Origin of the sequence: Microbacterium oxydans, assembly GCF_000956525.1 — a bacterium.
In the GTDB taxonomy this organism is placed as follows: Bacteria; Actinomycetota; Actinomycetes; order Actinomycetales; family Microbacteriaceae; genus Microbacterium; species Microbacterium oxydans_A.
This window is the reverse complement of record NZ_JYIW01000021.1, coordinates 37,036-56,815: the sequence shown is the minus strand read 5'-3', so window position 1 is coordinate 56,815 and position 19,780 is coordinate 37,036. Positions and strand designations below refer to the sequence as shown.

Below are 19,780 nucleotides of genomic sequence, written 5' to 3'. Positions count from 1 at the left end.
CTTCCACCCTGCCCCCGGTTCGCCGGCCTGGGAAGACGGCGCTGGCACTAGTAGTGGGAGTACTAGGTTTGTACGCATGGCCAGCGACGAGGAGCAGCGCAGAGAACTCGGGACGTTCCTGCGGGCACGGCGCGAGCACCTCGACCGCGCTGCCTTCGGCCTGCCGCCTGCCGGACGTGGGCGCACGGTGGGACTGCGCCGCGAAGAGATCTCGTACCTCTCTGGCGTCAGCGTCACCTGGTACACCTGGCTGGAACAGGGTCGCGACATCAACCCCTCTCGACAGGTGTTGGATGCCGTGGCCACCGCGCTGCATCTCACGCTCGCCGAGCACGACTACCTGCTGACGCTCGCGGGCTTCGCCCCTGCACGGCCCGGCTCGGTCGCGGCCGTGGAGACGGCGCCGGCGCACGTGCAGCGCTTCCTCGATGCGCTCGAGGATCACCCCGCCTACGCCCTCGCCCCCGATTGGGGTGTCGCCGGCTGGAACCGGGCCTACGAGAAGCTGTACCCGAACGTGGCGCAGACCGCGCCGGAACAGCGGAACCTGCTGTGGCTGATCTTCACCGACCCGTCGGTGCGCTCACTGCTCGACGACTGGGATGTGACGAGCCGCCGCTTCCTCGCCGAGTTCCGTGCCGAGGTCGGCCCTCGCCTCGGCGACCCGAGGTACCGCGATCTCGTGGAACGCCTGATCGATGCGAGCCCCGACTTCCGCGAGCGGTGGGAGAGCCACGACATCCGCGGGTTCACATCTCGCGAGCGAGTGTTCCAGCATCCTGAGCTCGGACGCCTCGTCTTCGAGCACCACCAGCTTCGTCCGTCGGATCAGACCGACATCCAGCTCGTCGTCTACACGCCGGTCGGCGAGACGCGCACGCGCTTCGGTGCCAGGGATCGCTGACCGGTCGCTCGGTCTACCCCTGGACACTCGGCGATGATGAGCGCATCCTGAAGGCATGACCGCATTCCAGACCACGCACGCGTTCAGCGGGTTCAGCGTCGACTCGATCGAGGCAGCCCGCTCCTTCTACGGCGACACCCTCGGCATGGATGTCACGACCAACGCCATGGGCTTCCTCGACATCGCACTGCCCCAGGGCGGGTCGATCCTCGTCTACCCCAAGCCGAACCACGAGCCTGCGAGCTTCACGATCCTGAACTTCCCGGTTGACGACGTCGAGGCCGCGGTCGATGAACTCAACGCGCGCGGCGTCGTGACCAAGATCTACACGGACCCTGACTCCGGCACCGACGAGAAGGGCATCGCGCACGGGGCGCCGGGTCGGGGGCCCGACATCGCGTGGTTCACGGACCCGGCCGGCAACGTGCTCTCCGTGCTCGCCGCGCGCTGACCCGCGGCCGACAGTGAGTTGTTAACAGGGTTGTTAACACCTGTGGATGACGGGGAAACAGAACGGCCCCGCCGAAGCGGGGCCGTTCTGAACTGTCTCAACACAGTGTGGAGCCTAGGAGATTCGAACTCCTGACATCCTGCTTGCAAAGCAGGCGCTCTACCAACTGAGCTAAGGCCCCGTGAGGGATATTTTTGAGTTGAAGTGTGGGGCCACCAGGACTTGAACCTGGGACCTCTTCATTATCAGTGAAGCGCTCTAACCACCTGAGCTATGGCCCCGTCAACCTCCAAGACTTTACCGGAGAATTCCGGAATTACCCAATCGAGCGCGGCACCCCGGGCGGGTCGCCGCGCTCGACGTGGTTCAGCGGCCAGGGCGCACCGTGACGCTCCCTGCAGCGAGCGTCACCTCGATCGTCCGTCGGGCTCCTTCGGACTGCTCGACCTTCGCATCGAGCGAACCTGCGCTGATGTCCTGTTCGATCGTGTACGCGACGTTCGGGACGGTCAGGTCGACCGAACCGGCGCTCACATCGATGCTGGTCCGCGTGGGGGCGGCGCCCGTCAGCTCCGCGGTCAGGTTGCCGGCCGAGACGCCGAGGTCGGCCTCGGTCACGCCGTCGAGCAGCACGTCGGCTCGGCCTGCGCTCATCTCGACGCCCAGCCGCTCCGCTGCGCCCTGCACGTCGAGCGCACCGGCATTGACGTCGACGTCGAGGGCACCGAAGTCACCGACCACATCGAGGCTGCCGGCATCCAACGTCAGGTCGGCGTCGAGCGCGGAGTCGCGCAGGCTCTCCGGCAGCGTCAGCACGGCAGACTCGTCATCGCCGAACCAGCTCCCGAACCACCAGCCGAACCGGAAGTCCGGGCTGTGCACCTGCAGCGTGCCGCCGTCGAGCTCGAACGTCCAGTCGGCGCCTCGCCCGTTCGTGACCGAGAGCTGCGCCTCGTCGACATCGCCGAATTCGATACGCATGTTGCCCGCGTCCACGTCGACGTCGATGCCGTCGATCCCTGCGACGTCGACGCTCCGCAGCGAGTCGCCGTGGTCTGCGCCGAAGACGCGGTCGACGGTCGGCGCGAACAGTGAGCCGGTCGCGGCAGCGGCAGCCGCTCCGCCGGATCCCAGCAGGGCGATTCCGCCGACAACGGCCGTGACGACCATGATCGCGGTGGCACCCGAGGTACGCCGGGGAGCATCCGCCTGCTGGGCCGGTGTCGGCTGCTGGGGCTCCGCGAGGGGCGGGGGAGTGAGCGGGGTGTGCCCGCCCTGGACGTCGTCGTTCTCGGTGGTCATCGTGCCACTCCTGTCTGACCTGCGGGCGGCGTCGCGCCGCCCGTGTTCTCGATGTGGGCGAGGGCGGCGAGCACGCGGCGGTTGCCCGACTCGCCCTGCTCGAAGCCCAGCTTCTGGAAGATCGCGGTGATGTGCTTCTCGACGCTCGCCTCGGAGAGGAAGAGGAGCCCGGCGATCGCCTGATTCGACTTGCCCTCGGCGATCAGTGCGAGCACCGTGCGTTCGCGTTCGGTGAGGCGGAGCATCCGATCGTCCCGGTTGCGACGTGTGAGCAGCTGGGCGACGACCTCGGGGTCGAGCACCGTCGCCCCCTCCGCGATGCGCTGCACCGAGGCGAGGAACTCGGCCACGTCAGCGACCCGATCCTTGAGCAGGTAGCCGAGGGGTCCTCCCTGCGCTGCGATGAGGTCGGATGCATATCGTTCCTCCACGTACTGCGAGAGCACGAGAATCGCGAGTGCCGGATGCAGCGAGCGCAGGCCGAGTGCGGCGCGGATCCCCTCGTCGGTGAACGTCGGAGGAAGCCGCACATCCAGGATGCAGAGCTCAGGGTCGGTGTCGGCGACGGACTCGGCGAGGCCGTTCGTGTCGGGGAGCGCCGCGACCACGGTGTGTCCGGCGTCCTCGAGGAGACGCACGAGTCCTTCGCGCAGCAGGACGGAGTCCTCGCAGATCAGGATGCGCATGGCACGTTCACCTCCAGGCTGGTCGGACCGCCCTGGGGGCTGTCGAGGCGGAAGGTGCCGCCGGCGGCGAGGATGCGGTTCGCGATGCCATCGAGTCCGCCGCCCGGCTGCACCTGCGCACCACCCATGCCGTTGTCCTCCACGCGAGCCCAGAGGGTGTTGCCCTCACGGATCCGCACGCTGACGCGGGCTTCGCTGGCCCTGGAGTGCTTGGCCGCGTTGGTCAGCGACTCGGCGATCGAGAAGTACACGGCTGCCTCCGCCTCGCGACTCGGTCGCTGAGTCCCTTGGCCGGTCGACGGGTCCATCCGGACGTCCAGGTGCACGGGGATGTGCGACCGGCCGGCGAGCGCCGACAGCGCCGCGTCGAGTCCACGGTCATCCAGGACGGACGCATGGATGCCCCGAGCGAGCTGTCGCAGCTCGGTGATCGCCGCCTTGGTCGAGGTGTGCGCCTCCGCGATGAGTTCCTTCGCGGCATCCGGATCGGTGTCGATCTTCTGCTGTGCGAGCCCCAGCGTCATCCCGACCGAGACCAGCCGTGGCTGGACGCCGTCATGCAGGTCGCGCTCGATCCGGGTGCGCTCCACGTCGGCTGCACGCACCGCACCCTCCCGCTGCGCGGTGGTCGTGCGCACCCGCTCGGTCAGCTCGGCCTCACGACTGCGGACCACGATCGCAAGTGCCAGCACCCGGTGGAGCAGCGCGAGGCCGATCATGCCGGCGACGGATGCCGCGACGCCGAGGATCCCGACGAGCGGCGCCCAGGCGACAGGGATGCCACCGCCGCCGAAGGGTCCCATCACGGAACCGGCTGGGGTGAGCGGGGCGAACGAGATCGCGATCGACCACACCAGGGTCCAGGCGAGTCGCAGCACGATGACGCCGAGGATCGCAGCGATCGCGAAGTTCGCGAGTGCGCGCCACATGCGACCGTCGATCGCCTGGCGTCCGAGCGAGCGGAGCCAGCCGAGGAAACCGGGGCGATCGCGTGGCCGCCAGCGCAGCGGGGCGATCGGCTCCCGGTAGAGGGTGCTGACGCGGGTGACCTCGAACCAACCGACGCCGAACAGCGCGTACACGAGGCCGACGAGCAGGATCGCCCCGACACCAGCGACGAAGAGGAGTCCGAGGCCTGTGCCGAGCATGCCGGAGAGGGTCGTGAAGATGATGCCGCCGATGATCCCGACGCCGGCGAGCTGCAGGATCGTGAGGAAGATGCGCAACGGTGGCTTCGCGGCCGTCGCCCGTGGTGGCGTGGCAGTCTGTGTCGTCATGCTTCAAAGGTACGGCTGGGCTCATCCCGCCGACACCGAGGAACCCGGACACCCTGGTTCGGGTTTTCCCTACTCCCGATGGGGTCCTCAGGGGTTCGGGAACGACGAAGGGGCGGATGCCGCAGCATCCGCCCCTTCGGAGATCGGCTCGTGAGCCGGTCGGCGTCAGTTCGACATGAAGCCGACGAGCAGACCGCCCGTCACCTTCACGGCGAGGTTGTAGATACCGGCGATGACGGCACCGAGCACCGTGAACACGATCAGGTTCAGGATCGCGACGACCGCCGCGAAGGCCATGACCTGCGGCAGGCCGACGACCTCGGACAGCGAGATCGCACCGTCGGAGAAGCTCCGCACGAATTCATCGGCCGTCGTCATGATGTTCGTCGCCTGCAGCACGAGGAAGATCAGGAAGAACGAGACCATCGTGACCACTGCGAGCGCGACAGCGCCGAGGAACGAGAGCTTCACGGCCGACCAGAAGTCGACGTACACGAGGCGCAGGCGGACCTGCTTGCCCCCGGTCTTGCGCGTGGACTTCTTCGCCAGCTTGTCGGCTACCGTGCTCATGCGTCTGCTTCCTCAGGGTTCTCTGTCGTCTCGGAGGCGGCGGCTTCGGGTGCCGTCTCCACCTCGGCCGAATCGTCTTCCTCGGTGAGGCCCCGCTCGCCATTGCGGGCGATGGCGAGGATCCGGTCGGCTTCCGTCGTCCGTGCGAACACCACTCCCATGGTGTCGCGACCCTTGGCGGGCACCTCGGCCACGGCAGAGCGTACCACCTTGCCGCTGGACAGAACCACAAGGACCTCGTCGTCCTCAGACACGATCAGACCGCCCGCGAGCGTGCCCCGATCGTCGTTGAGTTTGGCGACCTTGATGCCTGTTCCACCGCGTCCCTGCACGCGGTACTCCTCGACGGCGGTGCGCTTCGCGTACCCTCCGTCGGTGACCACGAACACGAACTTCCCGGGGGCGGCGACGGATGCCGAGAGCAGGCAGTCCGTGTCGATCTTGAACTTCATGCCCCGCACACCGGCGGTCGCACGGCCCATGGGACGAAGCGCCTCATCGGTCGCCTCGAACCGCACCGACATGCCGCGGCGGCTGATCAGGAGGATGTCGTCCGTCGCGTCGACGAGCAGTGCACTGACCAGCTCGTCCTCGTCGTTCAGGCGGATCGCGATGACGCCGCCCTGGCGGTTCGTGTCGTACACGTCGAGGCGGGTCTTCTTGACCAGACCCTCGCGCGTCGCGAGCACCAGATAGTCCGCGACCTTGTAGTCACGGATGTCGAGCACCTGGGCGATGCTCTCATCGGGCTGCAGCGCGAGCAGGTTCGCGACGTGCGTGCCCTTCGCGTCGCGGCCGGCCTCCGGCACCTCGTAGGTCTTCGCGCGGTAGACGCGACCCTTGTCGGTGAAGAACAGCAGCCAGTGGTGCGTCGTCGTCACGAAGAAGTGCTCGACGATGTCATCCGCCCGCAGCTGCGCGCCCTTGATGCCCTTGCCGCCGCGGTGCTGCGAGCGGTAGTTGTCGCTGCGTGTGCGCTTGATGTAGCCCTCGCGCGTGACGGTGACGACCATCTCCTCTTCGGCGATGAGGTCTTCCATCGAGACGTCGCCGTCGAAGCCGTGCAGGATGTGCGTGCGGCGCTCGTCGCCGAAGCGGTCGACGATCGCCGTGAGCTCCTCGCGGATGATCGTGCGCTGACGGCCCTCGTCGGCGAGGATCGCCTTGTAGTCCGTGATCAGCGCTTCGAGCTCGGCAGCCTGCTCGATGATCTTCTGACGCTCGAGGGCGGCGAGGCGGCGGAGCTGCATCTGCAGGATCGCATCCGCCTGGATCTCGTCGATCTCGAGGAGACCCTGCAGTCCCTCGTTCGCCTCCTGTGTGGTCTGCGAACGACGGATCAGCGCGATGACCTCGTCGAGCGCGTCGAGCGCCTTGAGGTAACCGCGCAGGATGTGCATGCGCTTCTCGGCCTCGCGCAGACGGAACTCGGTGCGACGCACGATCACGTCGATCTGGTGCGCGATCCAGTTCGTGATGAACCCGTCGATCGCGAGCGTGCGCGGCACGCCGTCGACGATCGCGAGCATGTTCGCGCCGAAGTTCTCCTGCAGCTGGGTGTGCTTGTACAGGTTGTTCAGCACGACCTTGGCGACCGCGTCGCGCTTCAGCACGACGACGAGACGCTGCCCGGTGCGGTCGGAGGACTCATCACGGATGTCGGCGATGCCGCCGATCTTGCCGTCGCGGACCAGATCGCCGATCTTCACCGCGACGTTGTCGGGGTTGACCTGGTACGGGAGCTCCGTGATCACGAGGCACGTACGGCCTTGGATCTCCTCGACGTTGACGACGGCGCGCATCGTGATCGAGCCACGACCGGTGCGGTACGCCTCGTGGATGCCCTTCGTGCCGAGGATCTGCGCGCCGGTCGGGAAGTCAGGACCGGGGACGCGCTGCATCAGACCTTCGAGGAGCTCCTCGCGGGTGACGTCTGGGTTGTCGAGCGCCCAGAGTGCGGCATCCGACACCTCGCGCAGGTTGTGCGGCGGGATGTTCGTGGCCATGCCGACCGCGATGCCGACAGAACCGTTGACGAGCAGGTTCGGGAAGCGCGCCGGGAGCACCGTCGGCTCCTGCGTCTGACCGTCGTAGTTGTCGGTGAAGTCGACGGTCTCCTCTTCGATGTCGCGCACCATCTCGAGCGCGAGCGGAGCCATCTTCGTCTCGGTGTACCGAGGAGCGGCCGCGCCCATGTTGCCTGGCGAGCCGAAGTTTCCCTGACCGAGCGCGAGCGGATACCGCAAGGACCACGGCTGCACGAGACGAACCAGGGCGTCGTAGATCGCCGAGTCGCCGTGCGGGTGGTACTGACCCATGACCTCGCCGACCACACGGGCGCACTTCGAGAAGGACTTGTCGGGGCGGAACCCGCCGTCGTACATGCCGTAGATCACACGGCGGTGCACCGGCTTCAGTCCGTCGCGGACGTCGGGGAGGGCACGGCCGACGATCACGGCCATCGCGTAGTCGAGATAGCTGCGCTGCATCTCGGACTGCAGGTCGACCTGGTCGATCTTGCCGTGTTCGTGTGCCGGCTCGGGGCGTTCTTCGTCAGTCATGTGTTCGATTCCGGTCGTTCAGTTCTGGGTCGCTGCGCTTGTCGAAGCATCCGGGTTCCCTTCGACGAGCGCAGGGAACCGAGGCTGGCTAGATGTCCAGGAAGCGCACGTCCTTGGCGTTCCGCTGGATGAAGCTGCGGCGGGATTCGACGTCCTCGCCCATCAGCACACTGAAGATCTCGTCGGCCGCGGCGGCATCCTCGATCGTGATCTGCTGCAACGTCCGCGTCGCGTGATCCATCGTGGTCTCCCACAGCTCCTTCGGGTTCATCTCGCCGAGACCCTTGTAGCGCTGGATGCCGGCGTCCTTCGGGATGCGCTTGCCGTTATCGAGGCCGTGCTTGAGCAGGGCGTCGCGCTCGGCGTCGCTGAACACATACTCGTGCGCCGAGTTCGACCACTTCAGACGGTAGAGCGGCGGCATCGCGAGGTAGACGAAGCCCGCCTCGATGAGTCCGCGCATGTAGCGGAACAGCAGCGTGAGCAGCAGCGTCGTGATGTGCTGGCCGTCGACATCGGCATCCGCCATCAGCACGATCTTGTGATAGCGGGCCTTCTCGATGTCGAAGTCCTCGCCGATGCCGGTGCCGAAGGCCTGGATCATCGCCTGGACCTCGCGGTTGCCGAGCGCCTTGTCGAGACGCGCGCGCTCGACGTTCAGGATCTTGCCGCGGAGCGCGAGGATCGCCTGCGTGTGCGGGTCGCGACCCTGCACGGCCGAGCCACCTGCCGAGTCACCCTCGACGAGGAAGATCTCGCTGATCGACGGATCCTTGCTGGTGCAGTCCTTGAGCTTGTCGGGCATCGCCGCCGACTCGAACACGCTCTTGCGGCGTGCGGTCTCGCGGGCCTTGCGCGCAGCGAGACGAGCGGTCGCGGCATCCAACGCCTTGCGGATGATGTTCTTCGCCTGCGCCGGGTTGCGGTCGAACCAGTCGCCGAGCTGATCGCCGACGACCTTCTGCACGAATGCCTTCGCCTCGGTGTTGCCGAGCTTGGTCTTCGTCTGGCCCTCGAACTGCGGCTCGCCGAGCTTGATCGAGATGACCGCGGTCAATCCCTCTCGCACATCGTCGCCGGAGAGGTTGTCGTCCTTCTCCTTGAGGATGTTGTTCGCACGCGCGTACTTGTTGACCAGCGTCGTCAGTGCGGCGCGGAAGCCCTCCTCGTGCGTGCCACCCTCGTGCGTGTTGATCGTGTTCGCGTAGGTGAAGACGTTCTCGGTGTACGAGGTGGTCCACTGCATCGCGACCTCGAGCGAGATCTTGCGAGCGGTGTCCTCGGACTCGAAGGCGATGATCTCGTCGTTGACGACCTCGGCGTGACGCACCTTGTTCAAATACTCGACGTAGTCGACGAGTCCGCGCTCGTAGAAGAACACGTCACCCGGCTGCTTGGTCGTCGTGGCGCCGTCCTCCTCGATCTCGTAGGAGGATGCCTCACGCTCGTCGAGGAGTTCGATGCGCAGGCCCTTGTTCAGGAAGGCCATCTGCTGGAAGCGGGTGCGCAGCGTGTCGTAGTCGAAGTCGATCGTCTCGGTGAAGATCGAGGCGTCCGGCCAGAACGTGATGCTCGTACCGGTCTCGTCGGTCGCTTCACCCTTGATGAGCTGCTGCTGGGGAACGCCGCCCTCGGCGAAGCTGTGCCGCCAGACGAAGCCCTTCTGCTTGACTGCGACGTCGAAGCGGGTGGACAGCGCGTTCACGACGGACGAGCCGACACCGTGCAGACCGCCCGAGACGGCGTAGGCGCCGCCACCGAACTTCCCACCGGCGTGGAGGATCGTGAGCACGACCTCGACGGTCGACTTCGACGGGTCAGAGGAGTGCGGGTCGACCGGGATGCCGCGGCCGTTGTCGATGACCTGCACGCCGCCATCGGCGAGGAGGGTCACGGTGATGGTGTCGGCGTAGCCGGCGAGTGCCTCGTCGACCGAGTTGTCGACGATCTCGTAGACCAGGTGGTGCAGGCCACGGGGGCCCGTCGAGCCGATGTACATACCGGGGCGCTTGCGAACGGCTTCCAGTCCTTCGAGGATCTGGATCGAGTCGGCACCGTATTCACCGGGCTGCTTCACCTTGGGCGAGATCGAGGTGGAACGGACCTCTTCAGCGGGAGTCTCGGCCTCCGAGCCGGTCGAAGGGTCGGGGGTGCTCCCGTTGGTCGATTCCGTCTCGTCAGCAGGGGATTCAGGCGTCATCAGAGGGCATTCTCCACATCGATATCACGAACTCCCATTCTAGCGGGGTTTCGATGCGAAATCCCGCTGAACGGCCGTGTGTGGCCCTCTCAGCCGTCGGAACCCCCTCGATGGTGCCCTACCCGTAGGTATCGCGCGGACCCCGCCCTGGGACGACTCTGGGACCCCATTTCCAGGAGGGAACGTCCGGTCCGATGAAGCGGAGGTTCTCGACTCCGGCATCCGGATACCGTCGCCCGATCTCGGTGATGATGGTCGCACGCATGTACTGGAGGTTCTTCGCCCAGGCAGTGGAGTCGCACTTCACGGTGAGCAGTCCGCGCTCGAGCGAGACCGGCTCGGAATGCTTGGCGGTGTCGGCGCCGGCGAGATCGGCCCACTGACGGACGAGGTCTTCCCGCGCCAGCGGCACCTGCCAGCCGGCGTCGCGGGTGAGTTTGTCGAGCACAGCACCGAGGGCGCCGGGGTCACGACCGGGGGTGAACGGCGCGTTGTCGTCATCGACGGCCACGCGACGCTTGCGCTTCCAGTTCTTCGAACTGGGGTTGAGACCGCGCAGGCGCAGGTAGGTCGCGACGGTCTCCGGAGCATCGGATGCCGCGGCGGCGATGTTCGCCGAGATGTCAGTCATGCGTCGCCTCCTCCTGCTCCACTGTGCCCTGGACCTCCGACACTGTCGCTCCGTCGGGCTCCGAATCCACCGCCCCCGGCGTCTCAGATCCACTTCCGCCCTGGACCTCTGATCCGGCCCCAACCTGGGTCCCTGAGCCTGTCGAAGGGTCCCGCTCATCGCTGATGGTGCCGGCGGTGATCCGCACCACGTGGGCGTGCAGCACCGCAGGAATATCCTCCTCCACCGCCGCCGTGACCACCACCTGCTCGTAGCCGGCGGTCAACGCGGCAAGGCGCTGCCGGCGGTCGGCGTCGAGCTCGGCGAAGACGTCGTCGAGGATGAGCACCGGATCGCCGGCGGGCGACTCGCTGCGCAGCAGTTCGGCCGACGCCAACCGGAGCGCGAGCGCGATCGACCAGGACTCACCATGCGAGGCATAACCCTTCACCGGCAACGAGCGCACCCGCAGGATCAGGTCGTCGCGATGCGGTCCGGTCAGGGTGAGTCCGCGTTCGAGTTCGTTCGATCGCTTCTCACGCAGCGCGGCATGGAACATCTCGGCGATGTCGCCCGAGGTCTCGGCAGGAGCATCCACGCCGTCTTCCGGATCCGCACCGCGGACCGAGAGCGCCCAGTCGAGCTGCGGGCTGTGATCCTCGCCGGCGATCGACGCATACGCATCGGCGACCGGCCGCTGCAGGTCGGCCGCGAGTCGCTGTCGGGCGGCGATGATCTCGGATCCGAGGGCGACGAGCTTGTCGTCCCAGACATCCAGCGTGCTGAGCCCCTCGCCCTTGATGCCTCTCGCCCGAGCCGACTTCAGCAGCGCGTTGCGCTGTTTGAGCACCCGGTCGTAGTCGGCGAGCACCGACGACATCCGCGGCGTGCGCTGGATCAGCAGCTGGTCGACAAAGCGACGACGAGCTGAGGGGTCGCCGCGGACGATCTGCAGGTCCTCAGGGGCGAAGAGCACGACGTGCGCATAGCGGGGGAGTTCGTTCGCCTTCGACGGCGAACCGTTGATGCGTGCCTTGTTCGACCCTTGCTTGTTGAGCTGGACCTCGACGAGCACTCGACGCTCGCCGTGCGCCAGCCGTGCGCGGATGATCGCGTACTCCTGGCCGTCGCGCACCATCGGAGCATCGGATGACACCCGGTGCGAACCCAGCGTGGCCAGGAAGACCACTGCCTCTGCGAGGTTGGTCTTGCCCTGCCCGTTGCGGCCGACGAGCACATTCGGACCCCGGTGGAGAGCCAGATCGGCGGTCGCGTAATTGCGGAAATCAACCAGACTCAGGTGTTCCACGATCACGGATTCACACTACCTTCGGGATCCGACATGCAGCCGAGCCCGATGCGGACTCGCGAGCTCAGCGCAGGAGCAGGTTGGGCTGCAGCAGGTATTTGAACGAGTCGAGGCCTGCCTGGTCGACCGAGGTCTGGCTCGTGATCAGGACCGGGCTGAGCTTGTTCGCGTTGTCGCTCGAGGTGAAGGTCACGCGGACGAACTCGCTCTTGACCGCGCCGAGGGCCTCGATCAGGTACTGCGGGTTCAGACCGAGCGTGACCTCTTCGCCGCCGTTGAGGATCGCGTCGACCGACTCGGATGCACGGGCGTGCTCGCTGCCGGAGGCATCCATGGTGACGCCGTCATGCGAGAAGGTGAACCGGAGCGGAGCAGCACGGTCGAGCACGAGTGCCACACGGCGAACGGCCTCGACGAGGTCAGCGGTGTTGACGACCGCGTAGTGGTCGGTCTGCTCGGGGAAGAGACGGCGGACCGGCGGGAAATTGCCCTTGATGAGCAGCGACGTCACGGTCTTGTTGCCCGAGGTGAACGCGATGATCTCGCGGTCGCCTGCGCCGGAGAACGCGATCTGGATCGTGCCGGCGTGACCGAACGTCTTTCCGACCTCGAGCAGGGTGCGAGCCGGGACGAGCGCCGACTGTTCGACTGCCTCGCCGTCCCAGGGGACATCACGCAGCGACACACGGTATCGGTCGGTCGCGACCAGGCTCAGGCTCTGACCGGAGACCTCCAGCTGCACACCGGTGAGCACCGGGGTCACATCGTCGCGTGAGGCGGCGAAGCCGACCTGCGCGATCGCGGTGGCGAAGTCGTCGGCCGGGACGACGCCCGATGAACCGGACACCTCTGGGATCGACGGGTATTCCTCGACCGGCATGGCCGCGAGCGTGAAGCGAGCGGAGCCGCAGGTCACCGTGATGCCGCCGTCTTCCTCGACGGCGATCTCGATCGGAGCGTTCGGCAGGCGGTTCGCGATGTCGGAGAGCAGACGACCGTGCACCAGGATCGTGCCGGGGGTGTCGACGGTGGCTTCGATCGTCGTGCGGGCCGAGGCTTCATAGTCGAATGCCGAGAGTGTGAGCCCGGATCCGTCGGCCTCGATCAGGACTCCGGCGAGAATCGGCTGCGGGTTGCGCTGCGGCAGCAGCTTGACGACGAACGAGACAGCCTCGCTGAAGACATCGCGGTTGACCTGAAACCTCACTGGTGCTCCCTTGTCGTCATTCTGAGACGTGATCGTCGTCTTCCCCGGTGCAGGGCTTCCCATGCTAGCCCCACAGTCCTGCTGATCCCTACGCTCAGGGCTTTTGGGATTCGGATCCGGATCCATCCACCGTCTGGTGATCGGATCGAGCTCTCTCAGGGTTAACTCCTTAACGGTGTTAACAACTGTTGAAACTGTGGATAAGTCGGTGGAAAGCAGACGCGAGTAGGGAACTACACGGTTGTCAGTTGTGGAAACCCTGAGGAATACGGGGCTGGACGGCATCCGAGGCGAAGTGGACTTCCCCGGAGTTATCCACAGGTTTCTGGATTTCCCACACATTCGTCCCGACCCGAGCGCACTTCATCCACAAGTTATCCACATGTGCATAGAGGCATCTATCGGATTCGATCGAGGGCGTGTCGAGACGGTGAAGGGGGCATGGCATCCCTTTCGGACGCCATGCCCCCTTCGTGGCCGCGCGGATCGCGTGTCAGCGACGACCCAGCTGCGTGGTGATCTCGGTGACCTGGTTGTAGATCGAGCGACGCTCCTTCATGAGCTCGCTGATCTTCTTGTACGCGTACATCACTGTCGTGTGGTCGCGGTTGCCGAACAGCTGCCCGATCTTCGGGAGCGAGAGGCTCGTCCGCTCTCGGCACAGATACATCGCGATCTGTCGAGACGTGGCGATCTGCTGCGAGCGGCTCGATCCGTACAGGTCGTCGACCGTGAGCTTGAAGTACTGCGCGGTCGCCGTGATGATGTCGGTCGGCGAGATGATGTTGTCCTCCGCCGTGTCGACGATGTCGCGGAGCACCGTCTGGGCGAGTGAGATGTCGAGAGCCGAGCGGTTCAGGCTCGCGAAGGCGGAGACGCGGATCAGCGCACCCTCGAGCTCGCGGATGTTCGACGACACGACGGTCGCGATGTACTCGAGCACCTCGTCGGGGATGTGCAGGGCCTCGCTCTGCGCCTTCTTCCGGAGGATCGCGATACGCGTCTCGAGGTCGGGCGCCTGCACGTCGGTGATGAGGCCCCACTCGAAGCGGCTGCGCATCCGATCCTCGAAGCCGGTCAGGTGCTTCGGTGCGACATCGCTGGTGATGACCACCTGCTTGTTGTGGTCGTGGAGCGTGTTGAAGGTGTGGAAGAAGGCTTCCTGGGTCTCGGCGCGTCCCTGCAGGAACTGGATGTCGTCGATCAGGAGGATGTCGACCTCGCGGTAGCGAGCCTGGAATGCGGCGCCGCGGTTGTTCGCGATCGAGTTGATGAAGTCGTTCGTGAACTCCTCGCTCGAGACGTACCGCACCTTGACCCCTGGATAGAGGGACTGCGCGTAGTCGCCGATCGCGTGCAGGAGGTGGGTCTTGCCGAGCCCGGAGTCGCCGTAGATGAAGAGCGGGTTGTATGCCTTCGCCGGCGCCTCGGCCACCGCGACCGCCGCGGCGTGCGCGAAGCGGTTCGACTGACCGATCACGAAGTTGTCGAAGGTGTACTTCGGATTGAGGCGCGACTCGTGGCGCATCTGCGTCGGCTGCTCCATGGGCGACTCGACCCGCTGATGCTCCTGACGCGCGAAGTCGCCGTCCTGCCTGCCGAAGTCGCCGATCGAGATCGGGGCGGTCGGCTGCTCGGCGAGCTCGTGGTTCACCACGACGCGGAAGGAGGTGACCTCGTCGCCGATGTGCGAGAGCGCCTCCATGATCGGCAGGCGCAGACGCTTGTTGATCTGCGCTGCAGTGAGGTCGTTCGGCACGTCGAGATACAGCGTCGCCGCCATCACGCCCGCCGGTACCGCGAGGCTGAGGAAGCCCTGCAGCTGGGGAGTCACGCGGTCGTCGTCGACCAGCAGCTCCTGCACCGTGGTCCAGATCGGAACGTCGGGCTGGGCTGGTGATGACATGACGCTCCGCGCGGGGGTTCGGTGAGGCCCCGTTCGTACTCCGGTGACCTGTGGATAACTTCGGTTGCCACGGTAGTCACCACGGCCACGATCAGCAACCTGGCCTTGAAAACACGCGCGCGTGTTGTGCGAGGCTGCTGCGCCCAGGTTGTGGATAATGGCTGTGCGGTACTCACCGGAGGCCGCGTCACGGCGCACAGATTTGCTCTGTGCGCCGCCAGGACGTACCCTTACTTGGTTGACTTATGCCATTTTTTTGGCAGTTCCCCATGTCTCCGGTCAGAGTGAATCCGGTGGCAGCATTCTCGGAGTGATTCCATGACTAAGCGCACCTTCCAGCCCAACAACCGTCGTCGTGCCAAGAAGCACGGCTTCCGTGCTCGCATGCGCACGCGTGCCGGCCGCGGCATCCTCGCAGCCCGCCGTGCGAAGGGCCGCACCGAGCTCTCCGCGTAAGCCGCTGTGCTCGCCCGCCCGTATCGACTGACCCGCGGGAGCGACTATCGTCTGGTCGTTCGACGCGGATCGCGTTGTGGCGGGGCGCGCGTCGTCACCTCGATGTGGTCGACGGGTGAGAGCAGAGCCGTACGGTTCGGATTCATCATCAGCAAGCAGGTCGGGAACGCCGTCGTGCGCAACACCGTTCGTCGGCGACTGAAAGCCGTCTGCGCGGAGGCGCTGCCACGCGTTCCCGAGGGCACGGATGTCGTCATCCGTGCCCTTCCTGCATCCGCCACCGCGACCTACGCCGAGTTGAGCGCCGATGTGAACCGGTGCCTCGGCCGTCTGACGAGAACTCCGCTCGAGGTGTCGGCATGACTGCCCTGCCCGCCTCCTCCATCGGCACGGCACAGTTGCGCGGCGCCGACGTCTGGCGGAGCATCCCGCTCGTGCCTCGGAACCTCGTGCTCGGATTCCTCACCGGATACCGCAAGGTGATCTCGCCGATGTACGGGGATGTGTGTGCCTACTATCCCTCTTGTTCGGCTTACGCTGTAGGTGCGGTGCAGCAGCACGGCGCTGTGCGAGGGACTGCTCTCTCGGTCTGGCGCATCCTGCGCTGCAACCCCTGGACTCGCGGTGGCGTCGACGACGTACAGCCGCACAAGCACTTCCATCACGACCTGACTGCATCCGGTTTCGTCGTCCCTTCCCGAAAGGACTGAACGGTGGGCCTTGATCTCCTGCTCGCCAGCGTCACACCGTCGCCGGCCCCGTCTTCCGGTGGTTTCGATCTGATCGGAACCATCCTCTGGCCGCTGAAGTGGGTCGTCGAGCTCGTGCTCGTCGCCTGGCACTGGCTGCTCACCACGGTGGGCATGCCCGCCGCGTCAGGTCTCACCTGGGTCCTCTCGATCGTCGGTCTCGTCATCGTGGTCCGCGCTGCGCTGATCCCGCTGTTCGTGAAGCAGATCAAGAGCCAGCGAAAGATGATGGAAATCGCCCCTGAACTGCGAAAAGTTCAGGAGAAGTACCGCGGCAAGAAGGATCAGCTCTCTCGTGAGGCGATGAGCCGCGAGACCATGGGCCTGTACAAGAAGCACGGCACGACGCCGATGTCGAGCTGTCTACCGCTCCTGGTGCAGATGCCGATCTTCTTCTCCCTGTTCAGTGTGCTCAGCGATGTGAAGAAGCATGCAGAGGCTGGAATCGGTGGCGTGGGCTTCATGAGCCCCGAGCTCACCAAGGAGTTCTACGACGCCAAGCTGTTCGACGTCGCCTCACTCCACGAGACCCTGGGCAACGCCGTCGACACGGGCAACACGACGGCGATCGTCATCCTGGTGACGCTCGTCGTGCTGATGATCGGCTCGCAGTTCTTCACTCAGCTGCAGATCATCTCGAAGAACCTGTCGCCTGAGGCCAAGACCGGCCAGGCGTACCAGATGCAGAAGATCATGCTCTACATCCTGCCGCTGGGCTTCATCTTCTCCGGTGTCTTCTTCCCGCTCGGCGTCGTCGTCTACTGGTTCATCTCGAACCTCTGGACCATGGGTCAGCAGTTCCTCGTCATCCGCGAGATGCCGACGCCCGGATCCGAAGCAGCCAAGGCTCGTGAAGAGCGACTGGCGCGCAAGGGCAAGGCGATCGATTCCTCGGGCAAGATCATCCCGATGGCCGCGTACGAGGCAGAGCAGCAGCGTCTGCTCGCTGAGGCCGAGAAGGCCAAGGCAGAAGCCCCCAAGCGTCAGCAGCCGGTTGGCAAGAAGCGTGCGAAGAAGAAGGGCAGCGCGTCATGACCGACAGCGTCACCACCACCACGAACGACGAGCCCACCGTTGCTCAGCTCGAGAACGAGGGCGATGTCGCGGCGGACTACCTCGAGGAGCTCCTCGACATCGCAGACATCGATGGCGACCTCAACCTCGACGTGCGTCAGGGCCGTGCCTACGTGTCGGTCGAGGCTGAGGATGACGGCCTCGCGCTGCTCTCCGCACCTGACACCGTGCAGGCGCTGCAAGAACTGACCCGCCTCGCGGTGCAGAACAAGACCGGCGCGTTCTCGCGTCTGATTCTCGACATCGGTGGATCGCGTGATGCGCGCCGTCGTCAGCTGGAGAAGCTGGTGGATGCTGCCGGCGTCAAGCTCGACGAGGGCGCGTCGCAGGCAGCACTGCCCGCCATGTCGAGCTACGAGCGCAAGCTGGTGCATGACATCGCTTCCGAGCGCGGACTCGTCTCCGAGTCTTATGGCGAGGGTGCAGACCGCCACACGGTTCTTCGCCGTCGTTGATGTTTCACGTGAAACATTGCGTCGGATGCTCCAATGAGTGACGTCGAGGTCGAGCCTCCCGTCGCAGCGGAACTGTTCGGGGATCGCATCGATGTCGCGCGTGCGTTCACGGATGCCCTCGCGCAGCAGGGGGAGGAGCGCGGGCTCATCGGCCCGATCGAACTCCCGAGGCTCTGGACGCGACACATCCTGAACAGTGTCATTGCCGCTCCACTCTTCCACGGGTCGGTTGCGGATATCGGTTCCGGCGCCGGCCTCCCTGGTGTGGTCCTCGCGATCGCTCGCCCCGACGTGCACTGGACGTTGATCGAACCGATGGAGCGTCGGGTCAACTGGCTCACAGAGCAGGTTGATGCACTCGCGCTCGACAACGTCGAGATCGTGCGGGCGCGCGCTGAGGACGTCGGTCGCCCGAAGGGGTTCGATGTCGTCACTGCCCGCGCGGTGAGTGCTCTTCGGACCTTGATCCCCCTCACCGCGCCGTTGGTGCGGGACGGTGGCGAGATCACAGTACTCAAGGGGATGAACGCAGCGAACGAGATCGATGCTGCGCAGAAGCAGATCAAGAAATTCAAGCTGACGGATGTCCGCGTCGAGGTTCTCGGTGAAGGCGTTCTCGCTGAGACGACTCGCGTTGTGCGGGCGGTTGTCCGGTAGTAGGTGTTTCACGTGAAACATCGCGGTCTCGTCCGATGCGCTCGGGCGCAGAGGTGTGTGCTCCGAACTGGGTCGCTGAGCCTGTCGAAGCGCCGAACCCGCCGACAATCGAGTGATGTTTCACGTGAAACACCTCACCAGTCAGGCCCGTGCGAGCGTCCGGCCCGGGGTTCTCATATATGAGCTTGGAATCCCCGGGTCCGGGTGGACCCTTGGTTGCTGACGCGGGACGCGAGAATCGCGCGACTCGCTCCTACGTGGGTCGCTGAGCCTGTCGAAGCGTCGATCCGACCGACAAAGTGATGTTTCACGTGGAACATCACCTTCGTGGTCGTTCATAGATGCACTCACGCGCGGCCATCGTCACGACCTGGGGGTACCGTCGTCGATGAACATCAATGCCCCGGAGCGACGTAAATACTCTCAACTGGGTCGCTGAGCTTGTCGAAGCGTCGCACGCCTCACAACCGCCCCGACGTTTCACGTGAAACATCAGGCTCTTCGCGGAGAGTGGGTGCTCTCAGCCGGCCTGCGTGTCTTCGGATGCGTGAATAGGATCGCTCGGTTCGAGAACCGTCAATGCTCCGAGATACTTGGGTCGCTGAGCCTGTCGAAGCTCCCTACGCCTCACTATGGCCTACGTTCACGTGAAACATCAGATTCTTCACGGCGGGTGCGTGCTCTCAGCCGGCCCGAGTGTCCTCGGATGCGGGGGTAGAGTCGCGGCTCGAGAATTGTCATTGCTCCGAGATGACGTAGATTCCCTCAACTGGGTCGCTGAGCCTGTCGAAGCGCCGGGCGCCTCACAATCGGCTACGTTTCACGTGAAACATCAGCCGCCACCTGCCTTCGACTCGAAACAGCCGTTCCGCTGCGCCGGCAGCGGCACATCGATGCCGGGGGAGGAAGCCGCACGGTCAGGGCAACACGGATGGAAGTGAGAGTCTCTGAGCCCCAAGCCGTCCATGTACGTACCGCGAAAGGCAGTATGTGGTTTGCTGCCATGGAAGTCCTTCGATGTGCACGATGCTGGGCCGCTGGGTGTCGGCCATCTCGCCGGAAGTGCGCTCAAATAGCGATGTTTTCTCGGGTAGGGGAGTGCCAGAGGTTTCACGTAAAACGGCTCGCGATTTCGGTTCTTTGTTGCGTTTCTGCAAGCTCAGCGGACGACTCGATGGCTGATGCCTTGATCTACCGCTGCCATTGTTGCTGTCTTCGACGCCTTCGAGGCGAGCAGTGCTCTGCCGTGACGCTCGACACGGGCGGCGACATGGTCATCGTTCAAGAGAATCGGGGAGTCTCGAGCGTTCACGTGAAACACGACAGACTGTGGGTGCGCACGACGCTTCGACAGGCTCAGCGACCCACGGGTTCGTCGTTATGGATGCTCGCTCAGTGGCGGTGCG

Annotated in this window: 18 protein-coding genes and 2 tRNA genes; 8 read left to right on the top strand and 12 right to left on the bottom strand. The window is 65.3% G+C overall.

Annotated features, from left to right (window positions below; genetic code table 11):
• Window positions 1-76 precede the first annotated feature (76 nt).
• Window positions 77-904: a helix-turn-helix transcriptional regulator gene (locus RS83_RS05690; RefSeq protein ID WP_045278563.1), complete on the top strand. Its 828-nt coding sequence runs from the start codon at window positions 77-79 to the stop codon at window positions 902-904.
• A gap of 55 nt (window positions 905-959) precedes the next feature.
• Entirely contained in the window at window positions 960-1,355 is a 396-nt protein-coding gene (locus tag RS83_RS05685) for a VOC family protein (RefSeq protein ID WP_045278562.1), read from the top strand.
• 108 nt (window positions 1,356-1,463) lie between these two features.
• On the opposite strand, the gene RS83_RS05680 is transcribed toward RS83_RS05685, so the two are convergent.
• From RS83_RS05680 to dnaA, 12 genes are all read right to left on the bottom strand, one after another.
• A tRNA-Ala gene (locus tag RS83_RS05680) sits at window positions 1,464-1,536 on the bottom strand.
• Between the two features lie 26 nt (window positions 1,537-1,562).
• A tRNA-Ile gene (locus RS83_RS05675) sits at window positions 1,563-1,636 on the bottom strand.
• Window positions 1,637-1,721: 85 nt separating this feature from the next.
• A complete protein-coding gene (locus RS83_RS05670; RefSeq protein ID WP_045278561.1) occupies window positions 1,722-2,657 on the bottom strand; it encodes a DUF4097 family beta strand repeat-containing protein in 936 nt (311 codons plus the stop codon).
• Window positions 2,654-3,343, bottom strand: coding sequence for a LuxR C-terminal-related transcriptional regulator (locus tag RS83_RS05665; RefSeq protein ID WP_045278560.1), 690 nt, complete (start codon window positions 3,341-3,343; stop codon window positions 2,654-2,656). Before RS83_RS05665 ends, RS83_RS05670 begins: the two co-directional genes overlap by 4 nt.
• A complete protein-coding gene (locus tag RS83_RS05660) occupies window positions 3,331-4,620 on the bottom strand; it encodes a sensor histidine kinase (protein WP_045278559.1) in 1,290 nt (429 codons plus the stop codon). The genes RS83_RS05665 and RS83_RS05660 overlap by 13 nt, the downstream gene beginning before the upstream one ends.
• Window positions 4,621-4,785: 165 nt before the next feature.
• Complete coding sequence (locus RS83_RS05655; RefSeq protein WP_045278558.1) at window positions 4,786-5,190, bottom strand: DUF3566 domain-containing protein; 405 nt, start codon at window positions 5,188-5,190, stop codon at window positions 4,786-4,788.
• Window positions 5,187-7,751: a DNA gyrase subunit A gene (gene gyrA, locus RS83_RS05650; RefSeq protein WP_045278557.1), complete on the bottom strand. Its 2,565-nt coding sequence runs from the start codon at window positions 7,749-7,751 to the stop codon at window positions 5,187-5,189. Before gyrA ends, RS83_RS05655 begins: the two co-directional genes overlap by 4 nt.
• An 88-nt stretch (window positions 7,752-7,839) precedes the next feature.
• Complete coding sequence (gene gyrB / locus RS83_RS05645) at window positions 7,840-9,951, bottom strand: DNA topoisomerase (ATP-hydrolyzing) subunit B (protein ID WP_197072069.1); 2,112 nt, start codon at window positions 9,949-9,951, stop codon at window positions 7,840-7,842.
• A 118-nt stretch (window positions 9,952-10,069) separates the two neighbouring features.
• On the bottom strand, window positions 10,070-10,582 hold the full coding sequence (locus tag RS83_RS05640) for a DUF721 domain-containing protein (protein WP_045278556.1): 513 nt from the start codon (window positions 10,580-10,582) through the stop codon (window positions 10,070-10,072).
• Window positions 10,575-11,876 (bottom strand): DNA replication/repair protein RecF, encoded by a 1,302-nt coding sequence (gene recF / locus RS83_RS05635; RefSeq protein WP_045278555.1) that lies wholly within the window; start codon window positions 11,874-11,876, stop codon window positions 10,575-10,577. The genes RS83_RS05640 and recF overlap by 8 nt, the downstream gene beginning before the upstream one ends.
• A gap of 58 nt (window positions 11,877-11,934) precedes the next feature.
• The gene (gene dnaN, locus RS83_RS05630) at window positions 11,935-13,077 is read right to left on the bottom strand and encodes a DNA polymerase III subunit beta (RefSeq protein WP_045278554.1); all 1,143 of its coding nucleotides are present in this window, start codon (window positions 13,075-13,077) and stop codon (window positions 11,935-11,937) included.
• A 493-nt stretch (window positions 13,078-13,570) separates the two neighbouring features.
• On the bottom strand, window positions 13,571-14,860 hold the full coding sequence (gene dnaA, locus RS83_RS05625; protein WP_419760971.1) for a chromosomal replication initiator protein DnaA: 1,290 nt from the start codon (window positions 14,858-14,860) through the stop codon (window positions 13,571-13,573).
• A 441-nt stretch (window positions 14,861-15,301) separates the two neighbouring features.
• On the opposite strand from dnaA, the gene rpmH reads away from it, so the two are divergent.
• From rpmH to rsmG, 6 genes are read left to right on the top strand one after another with little or no spacing between them, the layout of a single operon-like run.
• A complete protein-coding gene (gene rpmH / locus RS83_RS05620) occupies window positions 15,302-15,439 on the top strand; it encodes a 50S ribosomal protein L34 (protein ID WP_045278552.1) in 138 nt (45 codons plus the stop codon).
• A 6-nt stretch (window positions 15,440-15,445) separates the two neighbouring features.
• Window positions 15,446-15,802 carry a ribonuclease P protein component gene (rnpA, locus tag RS83_RS05615; protein WP_082071542.1) on the top strand — a complete coding sequence of 119 codons (357 nt, stop codon included), beginning with the start codon at window positions 15,446-15,448 and terminating at the stop codon, window positions 15,800-15,802.
• Window positions 15,799-16,149, top strand: coding sequence for a membrane protein insertion efficiency factor YidD (yidD, locus tag RS83_RS05610; protein WP_045278550.1), 351 nt, complete (start codon window positions 15,799-15,801; stop codon window positions 16,147-16,149). The genes rnpA and yidD overlap by 4 nt, the downstream gene beginning before the upstream one ends.
• 3 nt (window positions 16,150-16,152) lie before the next feature.
• Window positions 16,153-17,223 (top strand): membrane protein insertase YidC, encoded by a 1,071-nt coding sequence (yidC, locus tag RS83_RS05605; protein ID WP_045278549.1) that lies wholly within the window; start codon window positions 16,153-16,155, stop codon window positions 17,221-17,223.
• A complete protein-coding gene (locus RS83_RS05600) occupies window positions 17,220-17,717 on the top strand; it encodes a protein jag (RefSeq protein WP_045278548.1) in 498 nt (165 codons plus the stop codon). Before yidC ends, RS83_RS05600 begins: the two co-directional genes overlap by 4 nt.
• Before the next feature lie 33 nt (window positions 17,718-17,750).
• Window positions 17,751-18,374 (top strand): 16S rRNA (guanine(527)-N(7))-methyltransferase RsmG, encoded by a 624-nt coding sequence (gene rsmG / locus RS83_RS05595; protein WP_045278547.1) that lies wholly within the window; start codon window positions 17,751-17,753, stop codon window positions 18,372-18,374.
• Window positions 18,375-19,780 lie beyond the last annotated feature (1,406 nt).